The following is a 25,873-nucleotide window of genomic DNA, read 5'->3' on the forward strand; positions in this document are numbered from 1 at the left end:
GTTAGTTTTTAGTAGTATTTAACTTTTTAACAATATTTTTTCCAAACCTTATATAGTCTAATAATGGTCTATGTGAAGGGCAAACGTAGCTGCATGAACCACATTCTATACAGGTCATAATATCTTCATAAGATGCTTTCTCATACATCCCTTTTTCTGAAAGATTCATTAGTAGATGAGGTTCTAATCCCATAGGGCATACGTTCACGCACTCACTACAACGAATGCAGTTTTTGGGCTCACCTCTGCTAGCTTCATCTTCATGAATAGCTAAGATTCCTGAAGTGCCTTTAGTAACAGGAACGTCTAAGTTTTTAATTGCTTTTCCCATCATTGGTCCACCATTAATAATCTTACGAGTACCTTCTGGTAAACCACCAATTTCTGCTACTAAATCTTTAATAGGTGTGCCTATTTTTACCCAGTAGTTAGAGGCGTTTTCTAGTTTTTTTCCTGTAATAGTAACAACACGTTCTGTTAATGCTTTATCGTGCTGAACGGCCTCATAAATCGCAAAAATAGTTCCTACGTTATGCACAACAACGCCAACGTCTAATGGTAATCCGTTTTTAGGAACCTCCCTATTTAATATGGCGCTTACTAGTTGTTTTTCGCCTCCTTGAGGATATTTAACTTGTAAAGCAGCAACCTGAATTTTAGAATCGTTTTCTGTTAGTTTTTTAAAGATGTTTATCGCATCCTTTTTGTTGTTTTCAATACCTATAATGGCTTTGTTAATTTTTAAAGCGGTCATTAAAAGATGAATACCAACAATAATCTCTTCAGTTTTTTCAAGCATTAAACGATGGTCTGCTGTTAAGTAAGGTTCGCATTCTACACCATTAATAATGAGGTGATCTAAAACAGCGCCTTCTTTCACGGTTAGTTTTACATGCGAAGGAAATGTAGCCCCTCCTAAACCAACAATACCATAATCGTTGATTTTTTGTAATATGTCTTCAGACCCTAGAGTAATTTCTTTTTTTAAAGGGTATTTTATGTCTTCAAAATTAGTTTCATTTTTGGCATCTGTTCTAATTACGATGCATTGTTTTTTGTAGCCACTAGTATCTATTATTTTATCTAGTTTAGTAACTGTTCCTGCAACAGGTGTATGTATGTTAGAAGAAACAAATCCGCCAGATTTAGCAATAACTTGCCCTTTTTCTATTTTGTCTTTAACATTAACAATTATTTCGGCAGGTATACCAATATGTTGAGATATGGGTACATATACAATTTTAGGTACCGTCATTCTTTTAATGCCTTTTGATGATGTTATTTTATTTTCTGGAGGATGGATACCGCCTTTTGGAAATGTTTTAAGCATCGGTCTTTAGTTTATCAGATTCAACATTTGCTTTAGCTATAGGTTCAACCTTTTTTACCTTTTCAACTTTTGGTTCAACTTTCTTAACCTTTTTCTTCGGGAAATTTGTTTCTATAATGGAATGCGTAGGACATACATCCACACATTTTCTACATAACGTACAGGCTACAGAATCTATATATGCTAAGTTGTTAGACATGTCTATAGCGTCTTTAGGACAAATATCTTCACATTTAGAGCATCCAATACAAGCCACTGCACACGATTTTTTTGCAATACCAGCTTTGTCTTGATTCAAGCAGCCAATAAATATTTTTAAATCTCTTTTATGTTTAGGGCGCATTTCAATAATGTCTCTCGGACAGGCTTCAGCGCAGGCACCACAAGACGTACATTTATCTGTGATTATTACGGGGAGTCCGGTAGTTTCATCCATGTACATGGCATCGAATTTACAGACAGCTACACAATCGCCATCGCCTAAACAACCATATTGGCAATCGGTTTCTCCACTATAAATCATTGCAGAGATAGCGCAATTTCTAGGGCCTTGATATTCGGTGGTTTTTGGTCGTACTTCACAACTGCCTTGACAGAGTAAAACAGCAAGAGTAGGATCTTTTTCTGTAACTTCTTTTCCTAAAACGGTAGCTACTTCTTTCATAACATCGTTGCCTCCTACAGGGCAAAAAAGATCTGAAATATCATCAGAGCTAACCAATTTTTCGGCGAAAGCTTTGCAACCAGGAGAGCCACAACCACCACAATTGGCAGCTGGTAATAACTCATCAACTTCTCCTATTAAAGGATCTTCATAAACATAGAATTTTTTAGAAACTACATATAGTACAATAGCTGCAATGATACCCAAGGAAGCTAATAAGAAAACACTATTTAAAACGGATTCAGACATGCTAATTATATTTTTATTATGGAAATTTTAAAGGCACTTTTTAATGTGTTTTTTAAAAAGTAGAGCGTTAAATAATAAGGGATTAATATGGCAAGTGATAACAGTCCTGCTATCCATTCTTTTAAATAAATAGATGCAATTATTAACGTGAAAAACATTAATATAAATGGAAAAACATAAGCCCAAAACACGGCTTTAAAACCAAGTGCTTTTTTTAAAGCAACACGAACAGGTTCATTAATTTTATAACAATCATCAAGGTTTGCTATTTCAATGTTTTTAGTATTAGATTCTGAAATACCACAAGCAGCCTTAGCTCGACAAGATTCGCAATGAACGTTTTGTTCTAAGGAAACCACAATAGATTCATCTGCAATTTTAGAGACAACACCAGCGTGGGTAAATGTGTTTTTATTTGATGATTGAGAATTCATAAATACATTTCATTATTTTAAGAAATTCATATTGTAAAATTAATCTATTGACTTAGGTAATTTTATGACTTATGTTAGCTTTGATATTGAAGAATTATTAATTTTAATCTAAAAAAATATTTACAAATTGCTTCGGAGGTATTGTTTTTGTTGATAATTCAATTGTCTACTAATTTAGTAGGATTAATAGTTTAATTGAAATTATTTACTTATTTTTGCCACTTAAAATTTTTGAATGTCAGATATTACAATAAAGATAACAGATAGAGATGGTGTAGCACATACTTTGCTAGCGCCAACAGATATGGCTATGAACCTTATGGAGGTTGTACGGTCTTATGAATTAGCCCCAGAAGGCACTATTGGAGTTTGTGGTGGTATGGCAATGTGTGCTTCTTGTCAATGTTACGTAACTAGTGATACTGAGTTGCCAGAAATGGGTGATGATGAAGAAGCCATGCTTTCTGAAGCTTTTGATGTTAAAGACAATTCTCGTTTAGGTTGCCAAATACAAATGACACCAGAAATGGAAGGTCTTGAAGTAGAGCTTGCTCCTGAGAGTTAGAGTTTTTTATAGTCTAATAATTTTCTTGGGCCTTCTAGTAGTGTTTTTACAATTTGAAGTGTGCCGTCATCTTTAGTTGCAATATGCCATTTTATAAGTGAAATGGTTCCATTTTCAATTTCAATACCTGTAATACTTCGTGGGTGAACACAGCTACCATCGTTAAAAAACGCAATGTCTCCAGGTTCTGGAAATCGAGGTCGGTGAGTATGCCCAACAATGGTTAGTAAGTTGTTGTTTTCAGAAATCCATTTTTTTGTTCTACGTTCTACTTTAATAAGTTCTTTGTAGTTTTTTGCAGGACTTGTAGGGTCTGCTATTCCCATAACGTTTAAGGGTTTCCATAGAATACGTACCATAAAACGACTCCATTTCCAGAATAAGAAATTCCACCAATCGGCTTGATGTCCATGTGTTAAAAATACTTCTTGATTGGTTTTAGTATGTTTTAAAATGATGCCTTCATGGTATGTAATGTCTCCAAAAAGTTCGACATCTTCACCTGTTTTTGCATCAAAATAAGTAGATAAATGTTTTTTTACATAATCTGGGTTTCTGTAAACCATATCATGGTTTCCCCAAATCATGTGTAATCTATTTGCTTTATGAAATAGTTTCATAAGCATGAACACATTTTTATGTGCATTTAGAATAGAGCTGAATGCAATGTTTTCCCATAATTCATCACCATCACCAACTTCGCAATATTGAAACCCTTCAGCATAATAATGCTTTAATGCATGAAAATAAATATTTCTATTATTTGCAAAATCGTCTGCAAAACTATTATCACCTCGATGGCAATCACTAAATAAAATGAATTTGCTAGCATCATCAAAGTCAATGACTTTGGCATGTTTATAGGCGTTATCTAATCTTTTTTTCGATGAAACATTCATAACTAAAATATTATAATGTAGATAAAAATTTAATGAATGTCGCAAATGCACTTTGAGAAACATTAAATATTAAGCACATGAAAACATAAAGTAAATGTAAACAAAAAAGCGTTTCAATTTGAAACGCTTTTTAAGGATTAAGAAAAACTTACTATTTGTTTTATTTACAATATAAAGGATCAGCTCCAATAGTTCCTACTAAACGATTTAAATAATCACTCGATTTAACATCGTTGTAGCTTTCTTTTACAGATTGTAAACGCTCATTTATTTTCATTTCAGATACTAAAGCTTCATTATTTGGGTTTGCCATAAATGCTTCTAAATATGCTATTTGAGAATCGTAAAAAGAAATGTCTTTTTTCTGTTTTAATGCTAATCGTTCTTTATACCAATCACTATTAATTACATAGTCTCTATCAAAATATTTGCGCAATTCTGGGTCGCTAATATCTTTTCCTTCATATGTGCCATAAGTCATAATGTGTAATAAAATTTTTAATGGTGGAATAGCAGATTCAATACTACCATCTTCAAAATAGCTTTTTGCTACTTTTTCTTGAGCTTCAACAATATTATTAATGCCATCTACATAATCTTCTAAACCTTGTAATTCTGGTTTTAACATTTTTTCATTAAAAACAGCTGTAGGCTCGTCAAATAAACGGTTTAAGCATCTTAAAGAAAATGTTTTGGTAATTCTGTAACCTAAACGACTTGCTAAAATGGTTTTTCCATTGTATTCAAAATCTTCAAGTTTTTCTAAAGAGCCATTTTGTATTAATTTTATTGGGTCTCTATCTTTTGGATCCAAACGTGCCCAAATTTCTGGAATAAGTAAACTAATATCATGGTCTATTTTATTTTCTGCACCAACATATCCAGCAGCAGTACTAAATCCATTAGATTCTGTTAAAATATGAGATAATAAGGCGTTATTTAAATCTGTAGTAGGCGTTAGCATATTGAATGGTGCTTTTGTTAAAGCGCCTTCAGAACCTGCTCCTGTAGTTGATGGCGACTTACCTGTTAGGCTACAAATAAAGTCCATAAACAATTCTGGAGTTTCTTGGTAATGAATTGGATTGTATACTGCTAATGGACGAATACCAGCGGCTTTATCAACAGGGTTGTTTCTTCTTCCTGGAAGAACAGCATTTACTATATGAACTACTGGTTCATCTATTTTTATTTTTCTTAATAATCGTACACCAGTATCAGCTAAATAACTTTCCTCAGTTTCTTTAATATGTCTACTGGGTTCTAAATAGCGAGGGTTTGCAGTAGGTTCGCCATTTACAATTCTAGTATGCGATGGTAGAACAAAATATTCTTCTTCATTATCACTGTTTACAATAGATGTAATAAAGTCTTTTACTGGTTGTGTATATTTATCGAAGTTTATTGTGTCTTCATAAATAGCAGTAGCATCTTGCTTTTTTAATAATTCATAATTTGTTAAAAAACGACCATTAGAAACAATATCTAACTCTGCATTTTTATCATAGCCTCTTATAACAGCCTCGTCGGGTCTTTGGAATAAATGTGCTTCACAGTTGGTTAGTACTTTAACACTTTTGTTACTAAATTCTGGATTTAAGTTTGATATTAGATCTCTTGGTAATGTTATTGATGCAGTAATATCATCTTCGGTTTGAATTTTTTCACAAGGAGAAAAATCAGATCTTAATTTGTTTAACATCCAGTTTCCTTTTTGATTAAAACCGATACGCACATAACTACCGACAACAGGGGTGTTATTATGCAATAGACCTGTGCCTTTTTGTCCATTAATAATTTCAACAGACATATAATCTTTCCAGTTTAAAGAACCATGTGCTTGTCTGTAAAGTCGTTTTACAAATAATACTAAGGATCTAATATGAACAGGAATGTTGTTTAAAAATTCGTTAAATTCATCTGAGTTTTCTTTTGAAGGCGTTAATAGTTTTACTGCAGAGCTTAATGTTCTGTCTTCACTTAAAAAATGTCTAGACTTTGGTCTATTTGGGTCTTTAATTTTCCAACGAGAAGAATAGTTAAATTCTATTATTTCATCTGCTTTTTTAAAGTCTTCATCAATATTATGTATGTTAAACGTACTATAAGTAATAGCGTTTTGCATAGACTTTGAAATTTCGGATTTACCACCACCAGAAACGGTACAAGGTTTGTGACAAAAAACACCTTCGGCAAATGTGTCAACTATTCGCCATAAATTAATGCTTTTATGTTTTTCTAATCTGAATTTGTTTCCAGTTGGATGAACATATGTTTTGTATGGAGATATTGTTAGTTTTTGGTCTTTGCCACCATGTTTCCATGTAATACTATTAGTGTTTGTGTTTACATATGAAAATTCTGGAATGTATATAATGTTTGGATATTTCTTATCTACAGCATAATTTTCAGGCATGATGTCAATCTTATCTCCTAACAGTGTTTTAACACCTTCAAAAGTGTGTTTACTTCCATTAAATTCGAAGTAATCTTTACCGTCTAAAGTATCTCCCATTACTCTTCTAGCAAAAGCCATTGCACCACCAGCATGTTCTTCTTCAACTAAGCCAAATAAATTAGCTGAATAACTAATTTGTGTTTTTATTTCTTTTTTTGAATACCCATAATAATTATCTGCAATTAGAGTAATTACAATACCCCTATCATCTCTACAAGTAATTTTGAAAGCGCCACCATCATTATATAATTCGTTGACATCTTTCCAGCACATGCCATCACGTTTTTGACGCTCAGTTGCATCATTAAAATGTGGTAACCCTACATCTTTCTTTTTTAGTGTTATTAATTGAGGTGCTAAAACAATACAACCTGTATGCCCAGTCCAGTGTTCTGTGTCTAATGCCGCATCATTTAAAGCTAAATTAGGGTTGCCAGCGTTTCCGAAAATAGATTCAACAAAATCTAAATTACTAACTAGATTTCCAGGAGCAAAAAAACGAACTTCTAATGATTTTTTAGAAATTAAATTAGGTACTTCTGGGCAAACAGTTGGTCTTAATAACATGGATACCATTGTTTTTGCCTTTTCTTCTTGATTGGCAGTAAATGGTAATATTTTTAATTCCTCAGAAGGGTTAAATGCTGAATTTAAAAGGTGAGCAAAAGTAATTTTAGGCACCTCTTTTTTGTCTAAAGGAACTGGTAGTGGTCCCTCAACAATATGAAAGGTGCCTTTTGTTGTTCTTTTATCGTGTAAAGGGTTGTTTAAAATACCTTGTTTTACTCTGTTAGAAGTAACTAAATTACTTTTAAATAGATTTCCATTAGGAGGTAAGCTAACCTCTCTAGCATGGCCTTTTTTAGATAATATTAATGTGTTGTTAGGTATTTTGAATGATTTATTAATTGAAACTTCTTTTAAATAGGTATCAATAAAATTCTGAATTCTAGAATCTGCAGGACAATGATGATCTGCCAATAATCTTGATTTTTCACGGATACTTTTTATTAATCCTGTGGTAAGTAACTCAAATTTTGGATCACAAAATTTTTCGTCACTTTCCTCGTTGTCTTTAAAAATAGGCTGATCTAGTGCAGCTAACTGTAAATTAATAAACTGAACAATATTTTTCCTTGATTCTTGCATGATTAAAAAGGTTGTTTTTTTATATAAAAGCCAAATTTAAGTCATGAATTATTTTAAAAACCTGTCGAAAGTCAGTTATTGAATAAATTTTAGTTGTTATGTCTTTTTGGACATGGTATTAATCTTATAAAAAACAGAATAAGTTAGATGTTTGGTATTAGTTATGTAAGTCTAATACCAGTAAGTATTAATTTATAATAAAAAGCAAATTATTTAAAAGCGTTTAATCCAGTAATATCAAGACCCGTAATTAATAAGTGAATATCATGTGTGCCTTCATAAGTAATAACACTTTCTAAATTCATAGAATGTCGCATAATACTATATTCGCCAGTAATTCCCATACCACCTAACATCTGTCTAGCTTCTCTAGCAATGTTTATAGCCATGTCTACATTATTACGTTTAGCCATAGATATTTGAGCAGAAGTTGCTTTTCCGTTATTACGTAAAACACCTAAACGCCAAGTTAAAAGTTGTCCTTTGGTAATTTCTGTAATCATTTCTGCTAATTTTTTTTGCTGCAGTTGAAATTGACCAATAGGTTTTCCAAATTGCAGACGTTCTTTGCTATAACGTAAAGCGGTGTCATAACAATCCATGGCTACGCCAATAGCTCCCCAAGCAATGCCAAAGCGCGCAGAGTCTAAACAACCAAGCGGTGCTCCTAATCCAGATTTGTTAGGTAATAAATTTTCTTTAGGTACTTTAACATTATCAAAAATAAGTTCGCCAGTGGCACTTGCTCTTAGCGACCATTTATTATGAGTTTCAGGTGTAGTAAAGCCTTCCATTCCACGTTCTACTATCAACCCATGAATACGTCCAGTTTCATTTTTAGCCCAAACCACTGCAATTTGAGCAAAAGGAGCATTGCTAATCCACATTTTAGCACCATTTAATAAATAATGGTCGCCCATATCTTTAAAATTAGTAACCATCCCACTTGGATTACTACCATGATCTGGCTCAGTTAAACCAAAACAACCCATCCATTCGCCACTAGCTAATTTTGGTAAATACTTTTGACGTTGGGATTCATTGCCATATTTCCAAATAGGATACATAACTAAACTAGACTGTACTGAAGCTGTACTACGGATACCAGAATCACCTCGTTCTATTTCTTGCATAATTAAACCATAAGAAATTTGATCTAAGCCTGCACCTCCATATTCCATAGGAATATATGGTCCAAAGGCACCAATTTCAGCCAAACCATTTATAATTTGTTTTGGGAATTCAGCTTTTTGAGCATAGTCTTCTATAATTGGAGACACTTCACGTTTTACCCATTCGCGAGCAGCATCACGAACTAATTTATGCTCATCGGTTAATAATTCGTCAAGATTATAATAATCTGGTGCTTCAAATAAATCTGGTTTCATCTAGATTAAATTAAAAGGTTTTAATGGGATAATCCTTTGTTTTTTTGACAAAAATATCGCTATATCCTCTCAAATTTAATTAATCTTTACCGATTTAGTTACATTTTTAAATAAAAATCTTTGGTAAGGTTAATGTAGTCTTCAGTATATTGATGACGTTCTGTTTCAATAATTAACTCATTAATGTTTACATCGCTTTCGCGGAAAGAGAATTCCAAAAGGCTTCGTTTAATTTCTGAATTTGGATTGCCTTTGATATGGAGTGTTTTATTAAGTAAAAGATTATGTTTTGAAGCTAATTTTATAAAGGGAATTTCTTCTTTAAAAGGAACGATTACCGAGAAAACACCATCTTCAGATAATAGTTTTGAAACACTCTCAATTAAATGTTCGAAAGGCATAGCATCGTTAAATCTGGCTAAATCACGTTGTGTGTTTTCTGTTTTAAAATCTTCAGAATAAAATGGCGGATTTGAAATAATAAGATCGTATTTGTCTTCAATTTCTTCTGTAAATTCTTCTAGTGAAGCATGGTAACAAAAAAGGCGATCTCCCCAAGGCGATTGTTCAAAATTATTAACACATTGTTCGTAAGTGCTATCATCAATTTCAATAGCATCTATAAGTTCTGCATCACATCTTTGAGCAAGCATTAAAGCTAAAATACCTGTGCCTGCACCAATATCTAAAATAGAAAAAGGGTTGTGTTTTATAGATGACCATGCGCCAAGTAATACACCATCTGTGCCAACTTTCATAGCGCATTGGTCTTGGTATATTTCGAATTTTTTGAACAGAAAAGGTTTTTTAGACATGATTTTTTTGTAAATTACGCAATAGTAAAAATAAAATGTTAAAACTGAATAAATTATGTTAAATAATATACTAAAGACATCCAATTTAGGTTGTTTTTAACGTATATTAAACGTCTAATTATAAAATACTGAATAGTTTTGGGGATAAAACAATATGATAAAATTTTAATGAAGTTGAATGATTTATTTTTAATGAATCAACAAGTCGGAAAAATATTTTCTAAAATGCAAGGTGATGTTCCAGATGTTAATTTAAAAACTTTTTTTAAAGAAAAAGAGCTTGAGAGAAAGCGTTTTTGTGAGATGTTACAAAATGAATCAAAAAAACTTGAAACCAAGGTAGATAACTCCATAATGTTACAAAGACGAAATCATTTAACAGAGTTGAGTTTTAAAAAATCATTGCGTTACGAAAAGAGTAGTAATTTATTAAGACAAGTTAATAACCTAATGCAGTTTAGTATAGTGAAATATAATGACTTGCTTATGGAAATGAATTTGTCTTTACCACTTTGTAAGCTCTTAGTAAAACAACGAGATTGTATTCAATCTTCATTGTTTTTAGTTGAAAGAGAAGCAGACGCTATGGGATTTGCTTAAAAAGTTATTCTAAGTACAAGTCAATCAATCCTTCTGGAGTATTTACTAAAACGGTTTTGTTAGTTCTATCTACCTTAACTATAAATTCATCATTCATTGGGATTAAGATTTCTATACCATTTCGATCTATTTCAAAAAGAGATTGTGCTGTAGAGTCGTTAATAGCTTTTATAATACCTACTTTTCCAAAGTTTACATCTTCAATTGTAAAGTTAATAACTTCATGAAAGTAAAATTTGTTGCCTTCTAGTTTAGGAAGTAAGTCTAGTGGTAAATATAAACCACTTTTCATAATAGCATCGGCATCGGCTTCTTCGTCTACATCTTCAAATTTTATACGAAGTAATTCCGATTTGTGTAATTGAGAACTTTCAACAAAAAAAGGCACAAGATTATTTCTTAATTCTAAAAAAATAGCATCTAAGTTTTCATAAAGTTCTGGCTGGTCTGTGTCTAATTTCGCTAAAACTTCGCCTTTAAAACTGTATTTTTTTACAATTTTACCTAAGTAGAAACAATTTTCTTTTTTCATTGAAAATGATATTTTTTTATCCTGAACTTGTTTCAGAATCTTTAAAAGTATTAATAATTATGAGATTCCGATTTTCATCGGAATTTGTTCAATAATGTATTTTGAAAATCAAAATACTATTTCACAAAAAAACTCCGATATAAATACCGGAGTTTAAAAGTATAAAAAAATATTTTTTTATTCTTCTTCTTTTGATGCTTCTGCTTCAACTTCAGGAGCAGCTTCTTCAGCTACTTCTTCTTCAACAGCAGGAACAGCTGCAGCAATTCTTGCTTCATTTACAGCTTTTTCAGCAGCTAACGCATCAGCTTTTGCTTTTGCTTCAACTTCAGATAAACCATCAGCTTTTGTTTGTACTTTTGCTTCTTTTTCTTCTAACCAAGCAGTGAATTTAGCTTCAGCTTGCTCTTCAGTTAAAGCGCCTTTTCTAACACCACCTGCAAGGTGATTTTTTAGTAAAGCACCTTTGTAAGATAAAAGTGTTTTTGCTGTATCTGTTGGTTGTGCACCATTTTGCAACCATGTTACAGCGCCATCAACGTTTAATTCAACAGTTGCTGGGTTTGTGTTTGGATTGTAGATACCTAATTTTTCTAGGTATTTACCATCTCTTTTTGAACGTGCATCAGCTGCAACGATCCAGTAAAAAGGTTTCCCTTTTTTACCATGTCTTTGTAATCTAATTTTTACTGGCATAATAATTAATTATTTGAGGTTCTCGACCTCGGTTATTAATGAGGGCGCAAAGATACTATATTTTTTTAATTATCAAGGCTTTATTCGTTTTTTTGATAGCAACTTAACGAACTGTTATTAAAACAATAAGCAAACAGGTGTTGGAGCTTTGTAGTCTTTTAAAAACTCAATAGTTCCAGTGGTTTTGTTTACTTTGAAAATAGAAATATTATTACTTATTTGATTCGCAACTAATAGAAACTCTCCAGAAGGGTCTAGTGTAAAGTTTCTTGGGTAATTACCGTGAGTAGAAATGCTTTGAATTTTGTTTATGGTACCTGTTTTGGTGTTTCTTTCAAAAACGGCTATAGAGTTCTCGCCTCGGTTAGATCCATAAAGAAAGCGTTCGTCTTTTGAAAGGTGAATGTCTGCACAATAACTTTTTCCTTTAAATTTTTCATCTAAAGTAGTATCGTAATCAATTTGTTCAAAACCGGTATCTGTTCTTTTAACTGAAGTTATAGAGCTGCTTTGTTCGTTAATAATATAAATGTATTGTCCGTTATTAGTTAATGTAAAATGTCTAGGACCTGGATTGCCAGTTGTTTTTACAATCGCAGGTGATTCTAATTTGTATACATCATCCTTCAATTTATAATAATAAACAGCGTTTCTACCGAAATCAGCAATATATAATTCATCATTAAAAAAATGTGCAGCATGTGCTCTGGCCTTTTTGTTTTCAGTGTTATGATCGAAAATTTGAAATGCCTCATTTAGAGCACCATTATTTGACATGGTATAAAGAGATACGTTGCCACTGCCGTAGTTTGAAACAGCCATTTCGCCTTTATAGTTAAATGAAATATGGCAAGGAATATCGCCATTAACACTTACTTTGTTTAAAAACGTTAACTTTCCAGTATCTTCAACCTTGTAAGCAGATATGTATCCATCATTTACTTCACTAACAGCGTAAATATGTGTTCTATCTAGATTATAAGATATAAACGACGGTTGTTCTATAGTTGCAACTAATTGTTTGTTAGAAAGGTCTCCTGTTTTAGTGTTAAATTCAAACCTATAAATACCTTCGCTGTCTCCTTTTGTATAAGTACCAATATATAAAGGGATGTTTTGTGCCGTACAATTAAAAAGAATTAGAACTAATGATAGAAATAATAAATAAAGTTTCATACTAGCAGTGCTTTAAAATAGTAAACAAACAGGTCTTGGTACTTTTACGTCATTTAAAAAAGAAAGTTTTCCGGTAGATGTATTAATTCTAAAAACAGAAATATTATGACTCTTTTTATTAGCTACCAATAAAAATTTTCCTGAAGGGTCTAATGTAAAGTTTCTTGGCCAATCTCCATGAACTGGTACTGTTTGAATTTTTTCTATAGTGCCATCAAGTTTGTTTCTTTTAAAAACTACTATGGAATTTTCGCCTCTGTTCGAACCGTATAAGTAAAGTTCATTTCTAGATAAATGAATATCTGCACAAGAATTATTTCCTTTATAGGTTTCATCTAATGTAGAGTCGTAATCAATTTGTTTAAAACCTGTTTCAGTTCGCTTTATAGAAGTAACAGAACTGCCGTACTCATTTATTATATAGATGTATTGACCGTTTTTTGTTATTGTAAAATGTCTAGGGCCTGGGTTTTCTACCATTTCTACCACTGTAGGTAATGTTAGTTTGTATGTATTGTCTTTAAGTTTGTATTGGTATAGTGCATTTATTCCTAAATCGGCTATGTATAATTCATTCCTGAAAAACTGTGCAGAGTGAGCATGTGATACTTTGTCGTCTGTGTTGTAATTAAAAATTTGAGTAGCATCATTTAATTTTCCGTTTCTTGCAATACTATAAATAGAAGCACTGCCACCACTGTAATTTGATACAACAGCTTTGTTTCCTTGTCTGTTTATTGAAATATGGCAAGGGCCTTTCCCGTTACTACTCACCTTATTTAAAAATTTTAAATGTCCGTTTTCTCTAATTTTAAATGATGAAACAGAACCTCCCAAACTTTCGCTTACCGCATATATGAATTTTTTATTTCTTGAATATGTTATAAATGAAGGGTTTTGTGTAGAAACAGCTAATTGCAAATTGCTAAGCTCTCCAGTATTTTGATTGAAATCTAGTTTGTAAATACCTTCACTATAACCATCAGTGTAAGTGCCAACATATAAAGGTGTGTTTTGAGCGTTAGCATTGTAATAATAAAGACTAATAATAATTCCTAAAACAAGTAATTTGAATTTCATAATATAAAATATAGATTCGTCTAAAGTAAAATAATTATATTAAAGGATACTTTCTATGTTTAAAACTGTTTATAACTTATGTGTTGATATGTCAATTTTGATATGTATTTTTATACGCTTCGTTATTGTTCTAAACGAGAAAATATATCAACAAATAAACAGACTGAATGTACTTAATTTTCGATACTGAAACTACCGGATTACCAAAACGTTGGGATGCACCAATTACCGATACCGATAATTGGCCTCGTTGTATTCAAATTGCATGGCAATTGCATGACGAGATGGGGAATTGTATTGAAAGTCAAGATTATTTGGTGAAACCAGAAGGTTTTAATATTCCGTATGATGCTGAGAAAATCCATGGTATTTCTACCGAATTGGCAGATGAACAAGGTATTCCGTTAGCTGATGTTTTAGAAAAGTTTAATGAAGCTTTAGGAAAAACGAAGTTTGTAGTTGGGCAAAATGTTAAGTTCGACCTTAATATTATGGGGGCTGAATTTGTACGTGGCGCCGTTGAAAATCCATTGCAAGAATTACCAGTTTTAGATACTTGTACAGAGCATACAGCAAATTTATGTGAAATTCCTGGTGGACGTTACGGTAAATTTAAATTACCAACATTATCAGAGTTGCATGCGCATTTGTTTAGTGTAGGTTTTGCAGAAGCGCATAATGCCACTGCCGATGTAGAAGCAACAACACGTTGTTTTTTCGAATTGGTGCGTTTGGGTGAGTATACTAAAGAACAGTTGGATGTTGAATCTGATTACTTTGAGAATTTTAACAAGGCCAATCCAGATACCATTCAACTTATAGGATTAAAGCATATTAATCTTAAACGTGAAAGTGCTAAAATTCTTGAGCGAATAAAAAAAGCTGAAGGAAGTCAGATTTCTTCAGAAGAGATAAAACAAAACATGTCGGGGTTAGCCGATGTGGATTTTGTGCATCTTCATAATCACTCTCAGTTTTCGGTGTTACAATCTACTATGGGAGTTGCCGATATTGTTTCGGCTGCAGCCGAATATAATATGGAAGCGGTAGCACTAACCGATCATGCTAACATGATGGGAGCTTTTCACTTTGTAAATGCAGTAAATAGACACAATAAAGGTGTTAAAGCAAAAATAGCAGAAGCAGAAGAAACTGGGGATGAGGTTAAGGTGAAAGAAATGAAACCTATTATTGGTTGCGAGTTTTTTGTTTGCGAAAATCATTTAGATAAATCTAGAAAAGATAACGGTTATCAAATTGTATTGTTGGCTAAAAATAAGAATGGCTATCATAACCTAGCAAAGTTATCGTCGCATGCCTTTGTAAATGGATTTTATTATTTACCTAGAATTGATAAAAAATTAATTGAAGAATATAAAGAAGACTTAATTGTATTAACAGGAAATTTATATGGTGAAGTGCCAAGTAAAATCCTGAATATTGGTGAAAATCAAGCGGAAGAAGCACTCATTTGGTGGAAAGAACAGTTTGGAGACGATTTGTATGTCGAATTGATGCGCCATAATCAAGAAGATGAAAATCGTGTAAATCCAACCTTAATATCATTGGCAAGAAAACATGATGTTAAGTTGGTTGCTACCAATAATACCTATTATAAAAAACAAGAAGATGCCAACGCGCATGATATTTTATTATGTGTAAAAGATGGTGAAAAACAAGCAACGCCTATAGGTCGTGGTCGTGGTTATCGATACGGAATGCCAAATCAGGAGTATTATTTTAAATCTTCTGATGATATGAAACAATTGTTTAAAGATATTCCTGAAGCCATTTCTAATGTACAAGAGGTTGTTGATAAAGTAGAAGTGTATCAATTAGCGCGTGATGTATTATTACCAGCATTTGATATTCCAGATGAATTTAAACATGAAGAGGATTTAGCAGATGGAGGAAAACGAGGTGAAAATGCCTTTTTAAAGCATTTAACTTTTGAAGGAGCTAAAAAACGATATGGCGAAGAATTATCTGAAGAAGTTGTTGAACGTCTCGATTTTGAGTTAAACGTTATTGAAAAAACAGGCTATCCTGGATATTTCTTAATTGTAGAAGATTTTATTCGTGAAGCTCGAAACATGGATGTGTCGGTAGGTCCAGGGCGTGGATCGGCAGCAGGTTCGGTGGTTGCTTATTGTCTTTGGATAACCAACATTGATCCGCTTAAGTACGATTTGCTTTTTGAGCGTTTCTTAAATCCAGATCGTGTGAGTATGCCCGATATTGATATCGATTTTGATGATGAAGGTCGAAGTCGTGTTATGGATTACGTAATTGAAAAATACGGAAGCAACCAAGTAGCACAAATTATTACTTATGGTACCATGGCGGCAAAGTCGTCTATTAGAGATACCGCGCGTGTATTAGATTTACCATTATTTGACGCAGATAGGATTGCGAAGTTAATTCCAACTATGTCTAAACTTGGCAAGATTTTCGGTTTAAGCGAAAAAGATTTGGCGAGTAAATTTCGTGCTGAAGATTTAGAAAAGGTTAATGAGCTTTTAAATATATCTGATGGAAATGATTTGCAAGCAGAAACAGTAAACCTTGCTAGAACTTTAGAAGGTTCGGTAAGAAATACTGGAATTCATGCCTGCGGCGTTATTATTACACCAGACGATATTACGAAGTTTGTGCCGGTTTCTGTTGCTAAAGATTCTGATTTATATGTTACCCAATTTGATAACTCCGTTGTAGAAGATGCGGGTTTGTTAAAAATGGATTTCTTAGGGTTAAAAACGCTAACTTTAATTAAGGATACCGTTAAAATTGTTAAGGCAAAACATGATATTTTACTCGATCCAGATACATTCCCGTTAGATGATGAAGAAACCTATGCGTTATTCCAACGAGGAGAAACAGTAGGTGTGTTCCAATATGAATCGCCTGGGATGCAAAAACACTTGCGCGATTTAAAGCCAACGGTGTTTGAAGATTTAATTGCCATGAATGCCTTGTATCGTCCAGGACCAATGGAGTATATTCCAAGTTTCGTGCGTCGTAAGCATGGTGATGAGGAAATTGAGTACGATTTACCAGCCATGGAAGAGTACCTAAAAGAAACCTATGGTATTACGGTTTATCAAGAGCAAGTGATGTTGCTGTCTCAAAGTTTGGCAGGATTTACAAAAGGTGAAGCCGATGTATTGCGTAAGGCAATGGGGAAAAAACAAATTGCGGTTCTAGATAAAATGAAGCCTAAGTTTATTGAGCAAGCTAGTGCTAATGGACATGATGCAAAAGTTTTAGAAAAAGTTTGGAAAGACTGGGAAGCCTTTGCTAGTTACGCTTTTAATAAATCGCACTCTACTTGTTATGCGTGGATTGCTTATCAAACGGCTTATTTAAAAGCACATTATCCTGCGGAATATATGGCTGCGGTATTGTCTAATAATATGAACGATATTAAGCAGGTTACATTCTTTATGGATGAGTGTAAACGTATGAAATTGCCAGTTCTAGGACCTGATGTTAATGAAAGTTATTATAAGTTTTCGGTAAACAAAGACAATGCGGTTCGTTTTGGTATGGGAGCTATTAAAGGCGTAGGACATGGAGCAGTTATGACTATTGTAGATAATAGAAAAGAAGACGGTAATTATAAATCTATTTTCGATATCGCAAAGCGTATCGATTTACGTGCAGCCAATAAGAAAGCTTTTGAAAATCTTGCCTTAGCTGGTGGTTTCGATTGTTTTGAAGGCACACATAGGGCACAGTATTTTCATCGAGAAGGTGATGGTATGACCTTTTTAGAAATGGCCATTAAATATGCGCAACGTCATAAAGAAAATGAAAATTCGGCTCAAGTAAGTTTATTTGGAGAGGCTAGTGATGTACAGATAGCAGAACCAGAAGTGCCACCATGTGAAGAATGGGGTACTATGGAGAAGTTAGCAAAAGAACGCGAGGTTGTAGGTGTTTATATTTCGGGGCATCCATTAGATGATTTTAAAACAGAGATGAAAACCTTTTGTAATGCCACACTTGCTATGTTTAATGATGTAGCGCCTTATGTAAACCGTGAGCTTGTTTTTGGTGGTGTGGTAACCGATGTGCAACATCGTGTAAGTAAGCAGGGAAAAGGTTGGGCTTTATTTACTGTTGAAGATTATACCGATAGCCATGAGTTTAGAATTTTTGGTGAAGAGTATTTGAAATTTAGACATTTTTTAATGCATAATAATTTTGTCTATGTTAAAACATTTATTCGAGATGGTTGGGTAAATAAAGACACAGGAAAAAAGAGTGATCCACGTATGCAGTTTAATAATTTTCAATTATTACATGATGTGATGGAACATTATGCTAAAAAATTGTCTATACAAGTTGATATTAAAGATTTAGATAAGCAAAAAATAATAGCTCTAAAGGAATTGATTAGCATGCATCCTGGAAACCAAATGCTTAATTTTTTAGTGTACGATACTAAAGAAAAAATAAAATTAAGCATGCCAAGTAGGAAACAAAAGGTGAAAGTGTCTCAAGAATTGATAAAAGAATTAGAAGAGCAAAACGTAGTTTATAAATTAAATTAACAATTAGGGTAGGAGTTTTTATGGTTTACTTGTTTTATTAATAAATGAGTTAAATTAAAAATTCCCAATTATGAAAAGACTTAAATTGTTATTAGTGTTAGTGGCTTTAGGATTTATTGCCTGTGATAATGAAAATGTGCCATCAGATGAGATTTCTGCATCATTAAGTGTAGATTCTGAAATTATTATTGAAGAAGCCGAAAGTGTTTTAGACGATATTTCTATCTATTCTGATAGTTCGTTTGAAATAGCATCAACTTCTAAATCATCAAGTTCTTCAAAAGAATCATCGACAACAAAAGATAAACGAGGAAGGTCTGGGTTTTTTAAAAACTGTGCAGATATTACTATTGAAGAAGTAAATGATACAGTTACAACAACCATTACATTTACTGACGCATGTGAAGATTATAATGGAAACATTATATCTGGAACGATTGTTAAGGTAAAAACAAAATCGGATACGAGTAAAGAAAGAACAATTACTATTCAAGATTTATCTATTAATGGTTATGTTGTTAATGGAACTAAAACCTATTCTTATGTGACTAGTAATGCTAATGGAAATCCAGAATTAGTAAGTGCTATTGATATAACTATTGAAACGGATGAGGGAATAATTTCTAAAGTAGGAACTAGAACTATTGAAATTACTGCAGGTGGAGATACCGATATTTGTTATGATGACGAGAAAACAATTACAGGATCATCTACTTTTACAAATAAAAGTGGTGTTACTGTTAATGTAGAAATTACAACGCCATTAGTAAAGCCAGCAGGCTGTAAATATATTGCTTCTGGAATAAAAGAATATACAACAGAAGCAGGTACTGCAACTGTTAATTTTGGAGATGGAACTTGTGATAAAGTTGCAACAAAAACAGCTGTAGATGGTACGGTAACAGAAATAAAAATAGGTAAAAAAAGACATCATTAATAACGGTTTTGCCCTAAATGTAAAAAAAGAGCTGTCAAAATACTGACAGCTCTTTTTGTTTTTAATTATAATGCTTAATATTTTTGTTAAGCAAAATCACTTAAACTTTCAAGGTGTTTTTTCAGACTTTCAGAAATAAACATATCCCAGGTTTTAGAACATACTTCATAGCAATCAATTTTTGGATTTAATCCTGTTTGATGAAAGTTGATTGTTGTTGCTTTATTAATTTCATCAATGGTCCAATGAAGGATATGACCAATCCATTCTTTATTAAAATCAGGCTCTCCATCAAAACATTTCCATATTAATTCTTTGTTTGGAGTATGTTCAATAATTTTAAAAGTCCACCAGTATCCATTTTCGAATGTAATAGTAAATTGACCACCTTTTTTATATGCTATATTACTCGTTTTTCCCCACCAGATATTAAGCCCTTCATTTAAGGCCTTAAACACTTTTTCTGAATTAACAGAAACTGTTATTTGTTTTGAGTAGTTGTTGTCTTTCATGAGTTTGTTGAAAAGTTTAGGCTTTGTTATCTAAATAATTTCCTAAATTAGTTAGTTTGTCGTCCCAGAATTGTTCATAGAATTTTAACCACTTATTTACTTCTTTAAGTTTTTTTGGATTGGCATTACAAAATCGTTCTCGACCTTGGGAGTCTATATTAACCAAACCAGCTTCTTCAAGCGTTTTTATATGTTTGGTAATACCTTGTCTGCTAATATCAAACTGACTAGATATTTGTGTGATTGACAATGCTGAGGTTGCAATAACTAAGGCGTGAAAAATATCACGCCTTGTTGGATCTGCAATAGCTTTAAATAGTTTGGTTATTTTATCCTGCATTAATTGTTTCTTTTAAATAAGCTGTTAAACCAGAAATACAATTGTCCCATCCGCCATTAAAGCTTTCAAACATAGCTAAGGCAGTTTCGCCGTCATAATTTGAAATTCCTGAATGTTCTAGAGTTAGTTTTGTGCCTTCTGCTGTTGCTTCTAATTCCCATTTAACTGTCGTTTCTGTTTCCATTTCTGCAACTATCCAAGTGTAAATTAATACATAAGGATTTGCATTTTTCACTTCACCACTAATAACGGTACAGCCTTTTTCGTTTTGAGGCGCTGTGAACGTGTATTTATATCCTTTTTCGGCTTTAAAATCGGCTGGGATAAACCAAGTTGAGATTTCTTCTGCTTTTGTAATAGCATTCCATATTTTGCTTATTGGATGATTAAATAAAATTTCTTTTTTAATAACGTCTTTCATAATTATTCGGTTTTTCAGTAATATGCAACTTAACGGTTGCTAAATTAAAACAAATAATTTTTATACGCAACTTTTTGGTTGCTTAAATGTAGTGTTTTTATGAAAATGCCTTTTGCGCAAAGGATAGCAGCGGTATCTTTTTGTGAAGGGTTTAAAGTTGTTTTGTTTATTTATAATCTTCTTAACATAATTGTTATGATATTTTGAAACAAGTTCGAGACTGCTTAGCAAAAAGATATAGTGAATAGCCTGTTTTATGCGCATATATATTAAAAATAACTTGAAACAATATAGCTATAGGCAAAACAAATTGTTTGGGTGTAAGCTTTAAAGTTTTTTTTGACTAATTTTGTGTTGTTAAAATGAATTAAGAACATATTAAAACATATATATTATGGCATTAGAAATAACAGATGCGACGTTTGAAGAAACAGTATTAAAGAGTGATAAACCTGTATTAGTTGATTTTTGGGCAGCTTGGTGTGGACCATGTAGAATGGTTGGACCAATTATTGAACAAATTAGTGAAGAATATGATGGTAAAGCTGTTGTTGGTAAAGTTGATGTAGATGCAAATCAAGAATTTGCTGCTAAATATGGTGTTCGTAATATACCTACGGTTTTAGTTTTTCAAAACGGAGAGGTTGTTGGAAGACAAGTTGGTGTAGCGCCTAAAAACGCATATACAGATGCTATTGACGGACTTTTATAAAAGTTAAATAAAAAGAAAATTAAAAAGGTTTGCCATATTGGTAAACCTTTTTTTATTTTAGATAAAAATTAAATAAAAAAATGAGTGATAAAATAAAAGTACAAGATGCTATTGATAGCAAATTATTAGAGCAGCGTAAAGTTTTTTTATGGGGACAAGTAGATGATAAATCTGCTAAACACGTTATCGATAGATTGATGTATTTAGATACTTTGAATAATTTTGATATTCAATTATACATTAATAGTCCTGGAGGTTATGTAACGTCTGGTTTTGCTATTTACGATTGTATAAAATCGCTAAACAGTCAAGTATCTACAATTTGTACAGGTTTTGCAGCGTCTATGGGTTCTCTTATATTATCTGCAGGACAAAGAGGGAAACGTTTTATACAACCGCATGCACGTGTTATGATTCATCAACCTAGTGGTGGAGCTCGCGGACAAGCAAGTGATATTGAAATTACTGCTAAAGAAATTATAATTACTAAAGAGTTAAGTGCGCAAATTTTAGCCGATAATTGTCGACAAACTTTTGATAAAATAATGAAAGATTTTAATCGCGACCATTGGATGGGAGCTCAAGAATCTGTGTCTTATGGTATTGTTGATGGTATTTTATAGAATATTTTAAAAGTAAATATATAAAGGCATGGTTTTTTACTATGCCTTTTAATTTTTATAACTATTAGTTTTAAAATGAAGCATGTTTTAATAGTGTTATTTGGTTTGTTTATAATGGTTTCTTGCAATACAAAACAAAAAGAAAGCACTTTATTAAGTCCAGGTATTTCATTGGAGTTAGCTAAATATAGAAAACTACAAGTCTCTAATGTTGTTTATAATTTATCATTTAAAATACCCGAAGTAAAAACGGAACGTATTAGTTCTCAGTTAGATTTGAGTTTAGAAATCTCTAATTTAGAACAGCCTTTGTATTTAGATTTTAATGAAGATGGGGCTTATATTAAAAACGTTTTGGTTAATGAAAAGCAAATTCCTGTTAACCATCAGCAAGAACATCTTATTATTAATTCTGAATATTTAAAATTAGGACCAAACACTATTAATGTTGAGTTTGATGCAGGTGAATTATCACTTAATAGAAACGATGCCTATTTATATACTTTGTTAGTTCCAGATAGAGCAAGTACTTTGTTTCCGTGTTTCGACCAACCTAATATAAAAGCAAATTATGTGTTAGATATTACAGCACCAAAAGACTGGAAAGTACTTTGTGGATCTCATTTAGATTTTAAAGAAGATAAGGGAGATTTTGTTAGATATAAGTTTAACAAATCTGATGTTATGAGTACCTATTTGTTTTCGTTTGTAGCTGGTGTGTTTAATGAAGCAGAAAAGCAATTAGGTAATTTAAATATGCATATGCTTTATCGTGAAAATGATAAAGAAAAAATAGAAGCAAGTTCTAACGAAATTTTTAAACTTCATAATGAGTCTGTTTTGTTTTTAGAAGATTATACACAGTATAAATTTCCATTTCAAAAATTAGATTTTGCAGCTATTCCTGGGTTTCAGTATGGTGGTATGGAACATGTTGGTGCAATACAATACCGCCAATCGTCTTTGTTTTTAGATAATAATGCAACACAAAATAAGGAATTAAATCGTTGTCATTTAATAGCTCATGAAACAGCTCACATGTGGTTTGGCGATTTAGTAACCATGAATTGGTTTGATGATGTTTGGTTAAAAGAGGTTTTTGCAAATTTTTTAGCCGATAAAGTAACTCGTAAATCGTTTCCCGATGTAAATCATAGTTTAAATTTTATGAGTGAGCATTACGCAAGTGCTTATAGTGAAGATAGAACAAAAGGAGCTACACCAATAAAACAGCAATTAGATAATTTAAAAAATGCAGGCACACTTTATGGGCGCATTATATATAATAAAGCTCCAATAATGATGCGCCAATTAGAAGCTCTAGTAGGAGCAGAGCCTTTTAGAAAAGGGATGCGTAATTATATTAAAGCCTATGCTTATGGTAATGCAGATTGGAATGATTTAGTAACACTCTTAGATGCAGAAACTAACGAAGATTTAAAAAAATGGAGTGGTGTATGGGTTAATGAAACAGGGCGACCTATAATTTCAGATAGTATTATTTATAAAGACAATACAATTGAACATTTTGAGATTTCTCAAAAAGCGGAAGATGGAAGCGATCATATTTGGCCTCAAGTTTTTAAAATAGGCTTGGTTTATAAAGATAGCGTAAAAGTGATTCCAATTAAGTTAAATAAACAAACACAGGTTTTAAACGCTGTTGTTGGTTTGCCAAAACCACAATCGGTTATTTATAATTATGATGCTTTTGGGTATGGCGTATTTCCTATAGATAATTTAAATATTGATGCCATTCCAAATATAAAAGACGATTTAGCCAGAGGTTATAGTTATATTAATTTATATGAAAACGTACTTTCGGCCAATATTGAGCCTCAAAAAGCTTTAAATGTTTTAATAAAAGGTATAGCTTCAGAAAAAGAAGAACTTATTTTAAATATTATTTTAGGAAAGACTAATACTCTTTTTTGGGATTTTCTTTCAGCAGAACAACGAGAAATTATTGGTAAAGACTTAGAATCTTTATTGAATAAACAATTACGAAATAATAATTTTTCATCTAGTTATAAAAAAACACTTTTTAGCTTATTTAAAAGTATTGCGTGTTCTAAAAATGGCAAAGACGCCTTATATCGTATATGGGATAAATCAGAAACTATAAAAGGTTTGTATTTAAATGAAAACGATTATACTGGTTTAGCGGCTACTTTAGCTTTATATAGCCATCCTAAGGCAGATAGTATTCTGCAAAGTGCTTTAGAAAGTATATCGAATCCCGATAGAAAAAAACGTTTTGAATTTTTATTGCCGTCATTATCTAATGATGAAAGCATAAGAGACAAATTTATGTTATCTTTAGCTAAAGCAGAAAATAGAGAAAAAGAAAGTTGGGTAGGTGCAGCATTGTATAATATAAACCATCCGTTACGTCAAGAATCGTCGCAAAAACATTTAAAAATGTGTTTAGAATTGGTTGAAGAAATACAATTAACGGGCGATATATTTTTTCCTAAATCATGGCTTAATGCTACTATAGGTAATTATACATCTGATTATGCTTATAATATCTTGGAACAGTTTTTAAACGAAAATCCAAATTTCCCAAAAGTGCTAAAAAATAAACTTTTGCAAGCGTCAGATGGTGTTTATAGAGCAAAACTTATAAGAGAAAAACAGTAATGAATTTACAAAACGAACTTAATAAAGCAGAAGGGTTCAAAAACTTAGGATTACTTGCTAAGCAAGTAGTAGAAGGGTTTATTTCGGGCATGCATAAAAGTCCGTTTCATGGATTTTCAGCAGAATTTGCTGAGCATAAAATATACAACCAAGGAGAAAGTACCCGTCATATAGATTGGAAGTTGTTTGCAAAAACAGATAAGCTTTATACTAAGCGTTATGACGATGAGACTAATTTACGCTGTCACCTAATTATAGACAACAGTAGTTCAATGCATTATCCAGAAATGGATAACTTTTCTATAAATAGTTTAAATAAAATTGGTTTTTCGGCATTAGCAGCGGCTGCACTCATGCAAATTTTAAAAAAACAACGCGATGCAGTTGGTTTAAGTATTTATAGCGATGATTATGATTATTACGCGCCTGAAAAAGGGAGCGAAAGGCATCATCAAATGCTTTTAAATCATTTAAGTGAGGCTGTGGTATCAAAATCAGTAAAAAAGGAAACAGAGACTTATAAATACTTGCATGAGATAGCTGAGAAAGTACATAGACGCTCTATGATTTTTTTATTTACTGATATGTTTCAAACTTCAGAAGATGAAACAAGGTTGTTTGAAGCGCTACGCCATTTAAAATACAATAAACATGAAGTTATTTTATTTCATGTGTTTGATAAAGAAAAAGAACAAAATTTCAATTTTGATAATAAACCAAAACGGTTTGTTGATGTTGAAACAAGTGAGTTTATTAATTTGTATGCCGATAGTATAAAAGAAAGCTACAATGTAGCAGTAAAAAAATATTTTATGGCTTTACGCCTAAAATGCGCGCAATATAAAATTAAATATGTAGAAGCCGATATTAATAAAAACTTCGATAACATCCTCACTACGTATATGGTAGAGCGACAAAAGTTTGTTTGATAAAAAAAAGATAAAAAAAAGCCTAAAAAAGATTTGACATATTAAAAAAGGCGTGTATATTTGCAACCGCAATAAAGCAACGGTCTGGTAGTTCAGTTGGTTAGAATGTCGCCCTGTCACGGCGAAGGTCGCGGGTTCGAGTCCCGTCCAGACCGCTAAAAATTG

Annotated in this window: 22 protein-coding genes and 1 tRNA gene; 9 read left to right on the forward strand and 14 right to left on the reverse strand. The window is 32.3% G+C overall.

The window, feature by feature from the left end; all coding sequences use genetic code 11:
• Position 1: 1 nt before the first annotated feature.
• Genes rsxC through ACH5TW_RS11585 form a run of 3 tightly spaced genes read right to left on the reverse strand, consistent with a single transcriptional unit; the run spans position 2 to position 2,677 of the window.
• Complete coding sequence (gene rsxC, locus ACH5TW_RS11575; protein ID WP_439336666.1) at positions 2 to 1,330, reverse strand: electron transport complex subunit RsxC; 1,329 nt, start codon at positions 1,328 to 1,330, stop codon at positions 2 to 4.
• Complete coding sequence (locus ACH5TW_RS11580; protein WP_439336667.1) at positions 1,323 to 2,243, reverse strand: Fe-S cluster domain-containing protein; 921 nt, start codon at positions 2,241 to 2,243, stop codon at positions 1,323 to 1,325. Before ACH5TW_RS11580 ends, rsxC begins: the two co-directional genes overlap by 8 nt.
• 5 nt (positions 2,244 to 2,248) lie before the next feature.
• Entirely contained in the window at positions 2,249 to 2,677 is a 429-nt protein-coding gene (locus ACH5TW_RS11585; protein ID WP_439336668.1) for a SoxR reducing system RseC family protein, read from the reverse strand.
• Between the two features lie 235 nt (positions 2,678 to 2,912).
• Here ACH5TW_RS11585 and ACH5TW_RS11590 point away from each other — a divergent pair, with 235 nt between their 5' ends.
• Positions 2,913 to 3,242, forward strand: coding sequence for a 2Fe-2S iron-sulfur cluster-binding family protein (locus ACH5TW_RS11590; RefSeq protein WP_439336669.1), 330 nt, complete (start codon positions 2,913 to 2,915; stop codon positions 3,240 to 3,242).
• Here ACH5TW_RS11590 and ACH5TW_RS11595 read toward each other — a convergent pair.
• The 4 genes from ACH5TW_RS11595 to ACH5TW_RS11610 all read right to left on the reverse strand — a co-directional run bounded on the left by ACH5TW_RS11595 (position 3,239) and on the right by ACH5TW_RS11610 (position 9,951).
• Positions 3,239 to 4,141, reverse strand: a complete 903-nt coding sequence (locus ACH5TW_RS11595; RefSeq protein WP_439336670.1) for a metallophosphoesterase family protein — start codon at positions 4,139 to 4,141, stop codon at positions 3,239 to 3,241. The genes ACH5TW_RS11590 and ACH5TW_RS11595 overlap by 4 nt on opposite strands.
• 160 nt (positions 4,142 to 4,301) lie before the next feature.
• The gene (locus tag ACH5TW_RS11600; protein ID WP_439336671.1) at positions 4,302 to 7,748 is read right to left on the reverse strand and encodes a PPi-type phosphoenolpyruvate carboxykinase family protein; all 3,447 of its coding nucleotides are present in this window, start codon (positions 7,746 to 7,748) and stop codon (positions 4,302 to 4,304) included.
• A 209-nt stretch (positions 7,749 to 7,957) separates the two neighbouring features.
• Positions 7,958 to 9,136, reverse strand: coding sequence for an acyl-CoA dehydrogenase family protein (locus tag ACH5TW_RS11605; protein WP_439336672.1), 1,179 nt, complete (start codon positions 9,134 to 9,136; stop codon positions 7,958 to 7,960).
• A gap of 98 nt (positions 9,137 to 9,234) precedes the next feature.
• Entirely contained in the window at positions 9,235 to 9,951 is a 717-nt protein-coding gene (locus ACH5TW_RS11610; protein WP_439336673.1) for a tRNA1(Val) (adenine(37)-N6)-methyltransferase, read from the reverse strand.
• 192 nt (positions 9,952 to 10,143) lie between these two features.
• Between ACH5TW_RS11610 and ACH5TW_RS11615 the strand changes: the two genes are divergently transcribed.
• The gene (locus tag ACH5TW_RS11615; RefSeq protein ID WP_439336674.1) at positions 10,144 to 10,551 is read left to right on the forward strand and encodes a hypothetical protein; all 408 of its coding nucleotides are present in this window, start codon (positions 10,144 to 10,146) and stop codon (positions 10,549 to 10,551) included.
• Positions 10,552 to 10,555: 4 nt separating this feature from the next.
• On the opposite strand, the gene rimM is transcribed toward ACH5TW_RS11615, so the two are convergent.
• The 4 genes from rimM to ACH5TW_RS11635 all read right to left on the reverse strand — a co-directional run bounded on the left by rimM (position 10,556) and on the right by ACH5TW_RS11635 (position 14,035).
• Entirely contained in the window at positions 10,556 to 11,083 is a 528-nt protein-coding gene (gene rimM / locus ACH5TW_RS11620) for a ribosome maturation factor RimM (RefSeq protein ID WP_439336675.1), read from the reverse strand.
• A gap of 177 nt (positions 11,084 to 11,260) precedes the next feature.
• The gene (locus ACH5TW_RS11625; protein ID WP_439336676.1) at positions 11,261 to 11,779 is read right to left on the reverse strand and encodes a 30S ribosomal protein S16; all 519 of its coding nucleotides are present in this window, start codon (positions 11,777 to 11,779) and stop codon (positions 11,261 to 11,263) included.
• Positions 11,780 to 11,896: 117 nt separating this feature from the next.
• Positions 11,897 to 12,955, reverse strand: a complete 1,059-nt coding sequence (locus tag ACH5TW_RS11630) for a lactonase family protein (RefSeq protein ID WP_439336677.1) — start codon at positions 12,953 to 12,955, stop codon at positions 11,897 to 11,899.
• A gap of 12 nt (positions 12,956 to 12,967) precedes the next feature.
• A complete protein-coding gene (locus tag ACH5TW_RS11635; protein ID WP_439336678.1) occupies positions 12,968 to 14,035 on the reverse strand; it encodes a lactonase family protein in 1,068 nt (355 codons plus the stop codon).
• A gap of 167 nt (positions 14,036 to 14,202) precedes the next feature.
• Between ACH5TW_RS11635 and dnaE the strand changes: the two genes are divergently transcribed.
• Positions 14,203 to 18,591, forward strand: a complete 4,389-nt coding sequence (dnaE, locus tag ACH5TW_RS11640) for a DNA polymerase III subunit alpha (RefSeq protein WP_439336679.1) — start codon at positions 14,203 to 14,205, stop codon at positions 18,589 to 18,591.
• A gap of 70 nt (positions 18,592 to 18,661) precedes the next feature.
• Positions 18,662 to 19,528, forward strand: coding sequence for a hypothetical protein (locus tag ACH5TW_RS11645; RefSeq protein ID WP_439336680.1), 867 nt, complete (start codon positions 18,662 to 18,664; stop codon positions 19,526 to 19,528).
• A gap of 86 nt (positions 19,529 to 19,614) precedes the next feature.
• Here ACH5TW_RS11645 and ACH5TW_RS11650 read toward each other — a convergent pair whose 3' ends face one another.
• Genes ACH5TW_RS11650 through ACH5TW_RS11660 form a run of 3 tightly spaced genes read right to left on the reverse strand, consistent with a single transcriptional unit; the run spans position 19,615 to position 20,801 of the window.
• Positions 19,615 to 20,040 (reverse strand): SRPBCC family protein, encoded by a 426-nt coding sequence (locus tag ACH5TW_RS11650; protein WP_439336681.1) that lies wholly within the window; start codon positions 20,038 to 20,040, stop codon positions 19,615 to 19,617.
• A 16-nt stretch (positions 20,041 to 20,056) separates the two neighbouring features.
• Entirely contained in the window at positions 20,057 to 20,380 is a 324-nt protein-coding gene (locus ACH5TW_RS11655) for an ArsR/SmtB family transcription factor (RefSeq protein ID WP_439336682.1), read from the reverse strand.
• Complete coding sequence (locus ACH5TW_RS11660) at positions 20,370 to 20,801, reverse strand: SRPBCC family protein (protein WP_439336683.1); 432 nt, start codon at positions 20,799 to 20,801, stop codon at positions 20,370 to 20,372. The genes ACH5TW_RS11655 and ACH5TW_RS11660 overlap by 11 nt, the downstream gene beginning before the upstream one ends.
• A gap of 394 nt (positions 20,802 to 21,195) precedes the next feature.
• Here ACH5TW_RS11660 and trxA point away from each other — a divergent pair, with 394 nt between their 5' ends.
• From trxA to ACH5TW_RS11685, 5 genes are all read left to right on the forward strand, one after another.
• A complete protein-coding gene (trxA, locus tag ACH5TW_RS11665) occupies positions 21,196 to 21,513 on the forward strand; it encodes a thioredoxin (RefSeq protein ID WP_139695772.1) in 318 nt (105 codons plus the stop codon).
• Positions 21,514 to 21,593: 80 nt separating this feature from the next.
• Complete coding sequence (locus ACH5TW_RS11670) at positions 21,594 to 22,136, forward strand: ClpP family protease (protein WP_439336684.1); 543 nt, start codon at positions 21,594 to 21,596, stop codon at positions 22,134 to 22,136.
• 75 nt (positions 22,137 to 22,211) lie between these two features.
• Positions 22,212 to 24,779, forward strand: a complete 2,568-nt coding sequence (locus ACH5TW_RS11675; RefSeq protein ID WP_439336685.1) for a M1 family aminopeptidase — start codon at positions 22,212 to 22,214, stop codon at positions 24,777 to 24,779.
• Entirely contained in the window at positions 24,779 to 25,708 is a 930-nt protein-coding gene (locus ACH5TW_RS11680; RefSeq protein WP_439336686.1) for a DUF58 domain-containing protein, read from the forward strand. Before ACH5TW_RS11675 ends, ACH5TW_RS11680 begins: the two co-directional genes overlap by 1 nt.
• 81 nt (positions 25,709 to 25,789) lie before the next feature.
• Positions 25,790 to 25,863, forward strand: a tRNA-Asp gene (locus ACH5TW_RS11685).
• Positions 25,864 to 25,873: the final 10 nt, after the last annotated feature.

The sequence above is a fragment of the Thalassobellus sediminis genome, from assembly GCF_044386045.1.
Lineage (GTDB): Bacteria > Bacteroidota > Bacteroidia > Flavobacteriales > Flavobacteriaceae > Thalassobellus > Thalassobellus sediminis.

Bases quoted from the DNA above. Each gene is read 5' to 3' on its own strand.
- rsxC (WP_439336666.1), bottom strand. From the start codon at position 1,330: ATGCTTAAAACATTTCCAAAAGGCGGTATCCATCCTCCAGAAAATAAA.
- ACH5TW_RS11580 (WP_439336667.1), bottom strand. From the start codon at position 2,243: ATGTCTGAATCCGTTTTAAATAGTGTTTTCTTATTAGCTTCCTTGGGT.
- ACH5TW_RS11585 (WP_439336668.1), bottom strand. From the start codon at position 2,677: ATGAATTCTCAATCATCAAATAAAAACACATTTACCCACGCTGGTGTT.
- ACH5TW_RS11590 (WP_439336669.1), top strand. From the start codon at position 2,913: ATGTCAGATATTACAATAAAGATAACAGATAGAGATGGTGTAGCACAT.
- ACH5TW_RS11595 (WP_439336670.1), bottom strand. From the start codon at position 4,141: ATGAATGTTTCATCGAAAAAAAGATTAGATAACGCCTATAAACATGCC.
- ACH5TW_RS11600 (WP_439336671.1), bottom strand. From the start codon at position 7,748: ATGCAAGAATCAAGGAAAAATATTGTTCAGTTTATTAATTTACAGTTA.
- ACH5TW_RS11605 (WP_439336672.1), bottom strand. From the start codon at position 9,136: ATGAAACCAGATTTATTTGAAGCACCAGATTATTATAATCTTGACGAA.
- ACH5TW_RS11610 (WP_439336673.1), bottom strand. From the start codon at position 9,951: ATGTCTAAAAAACCTTTTCTGTTCAAAAAATTCGAAATATACCAAGAC.
- ACH5TW_RS11615 (WP_439336674.1), top strand. From the start codon at position 10,144: ATGAATCAACAAGTCGGAAAAATATTTTCTAAAATGCAAGGTGATGTT.
- rimM (WP_439336675.1), bottom strand. From the start codon at position 11,083: ATGAAAAAAGAAAATTGTTTCTACTTAGGTAAAATTGTAAAAAAATAC.
- ACH5TW_RS11625 (WP_439336676.1), bottom strand. From the start codon at position 11,779: ATGCCAGTAAAAATTAGATTACAAAGACATGGTAAAAAAGGGAAACCT.
- ACH5TW_RS11630 (WP_439336677.1), bottom strand. From the start codon at position 12,955: ATGAAACTTTATTTATTATTTCTATCATTAGTTCTAATTCTTTTTAAT.
- ACH5TW_RS11635 (WP_439336678.1), bottom strand. From the start codon at position 14,035: ATGAAATTCAAATTACTTGTTTTAGGAATTATTATTAGTCTTTATTAT.
- dnaE (WP_439336679.1), top strand. From the start codon at position 14,203: ATGTACTTAATTTTCGATACTGAAACTACCGGATTACCAAAACGTTGG.
- ACH5TW_RS11645 (WP_439336680.1), top strand. From the start codon at position 18,662: ATGAAAAGACTTAAATTGTTATTAGTGTTAGTGGCTTTAGGATTTATT.
- ACH5TW_RS11650 (WP_439336681.1), bottom strand. From the start codon at position 20,040: ATGAAAGACAACAACTACTCAAAACAAATAACAGTTTCTGTTAATTCA.
- ACH5TW_RS11655 (WP_439336682.1), bottom strand. From the start codon at position 20,380: ATGCAGGATAAAATAACCAAACTATTTAAAGCTATTGCAGATCCAACA.
- ACH5TW_RS11660 (WP_439336683.1), bottom strand. From the start codon at position 20,801: ATGAAAGACGTTATTAAAAAAGAAATTTTATTTAATCATCCAATAAGC.
- trxA (WP_139695772.1), top strand. From the start codon at position 21,196: ATGGCATTAGAAATAACAGATGCGACGTTTGAAGAAACAGTATTAAAG.
- ACH5TW_RS11670 (WP_439336684.1), top strand. From the start codon at position 21,594: ATGAGTGATAAAATAAAAGTACAAGATGCTATTGATAGCAAATTATTA.
- ACH5TW_RS11675 (WP_439336685.1), top strand. From the start codon at position 22,212: ATGAAGCATGTTTTAATAGTGTTATTTGGTTTGTTTATAATGGTTTCT.
- ACH5TW_RS11680 (WP_439336686.1), top strand. From the start codon at position 24,779: ATGAATTTACAAAACGAACTTAATAAAGCAGAAGGGTTCAAAAACTTA.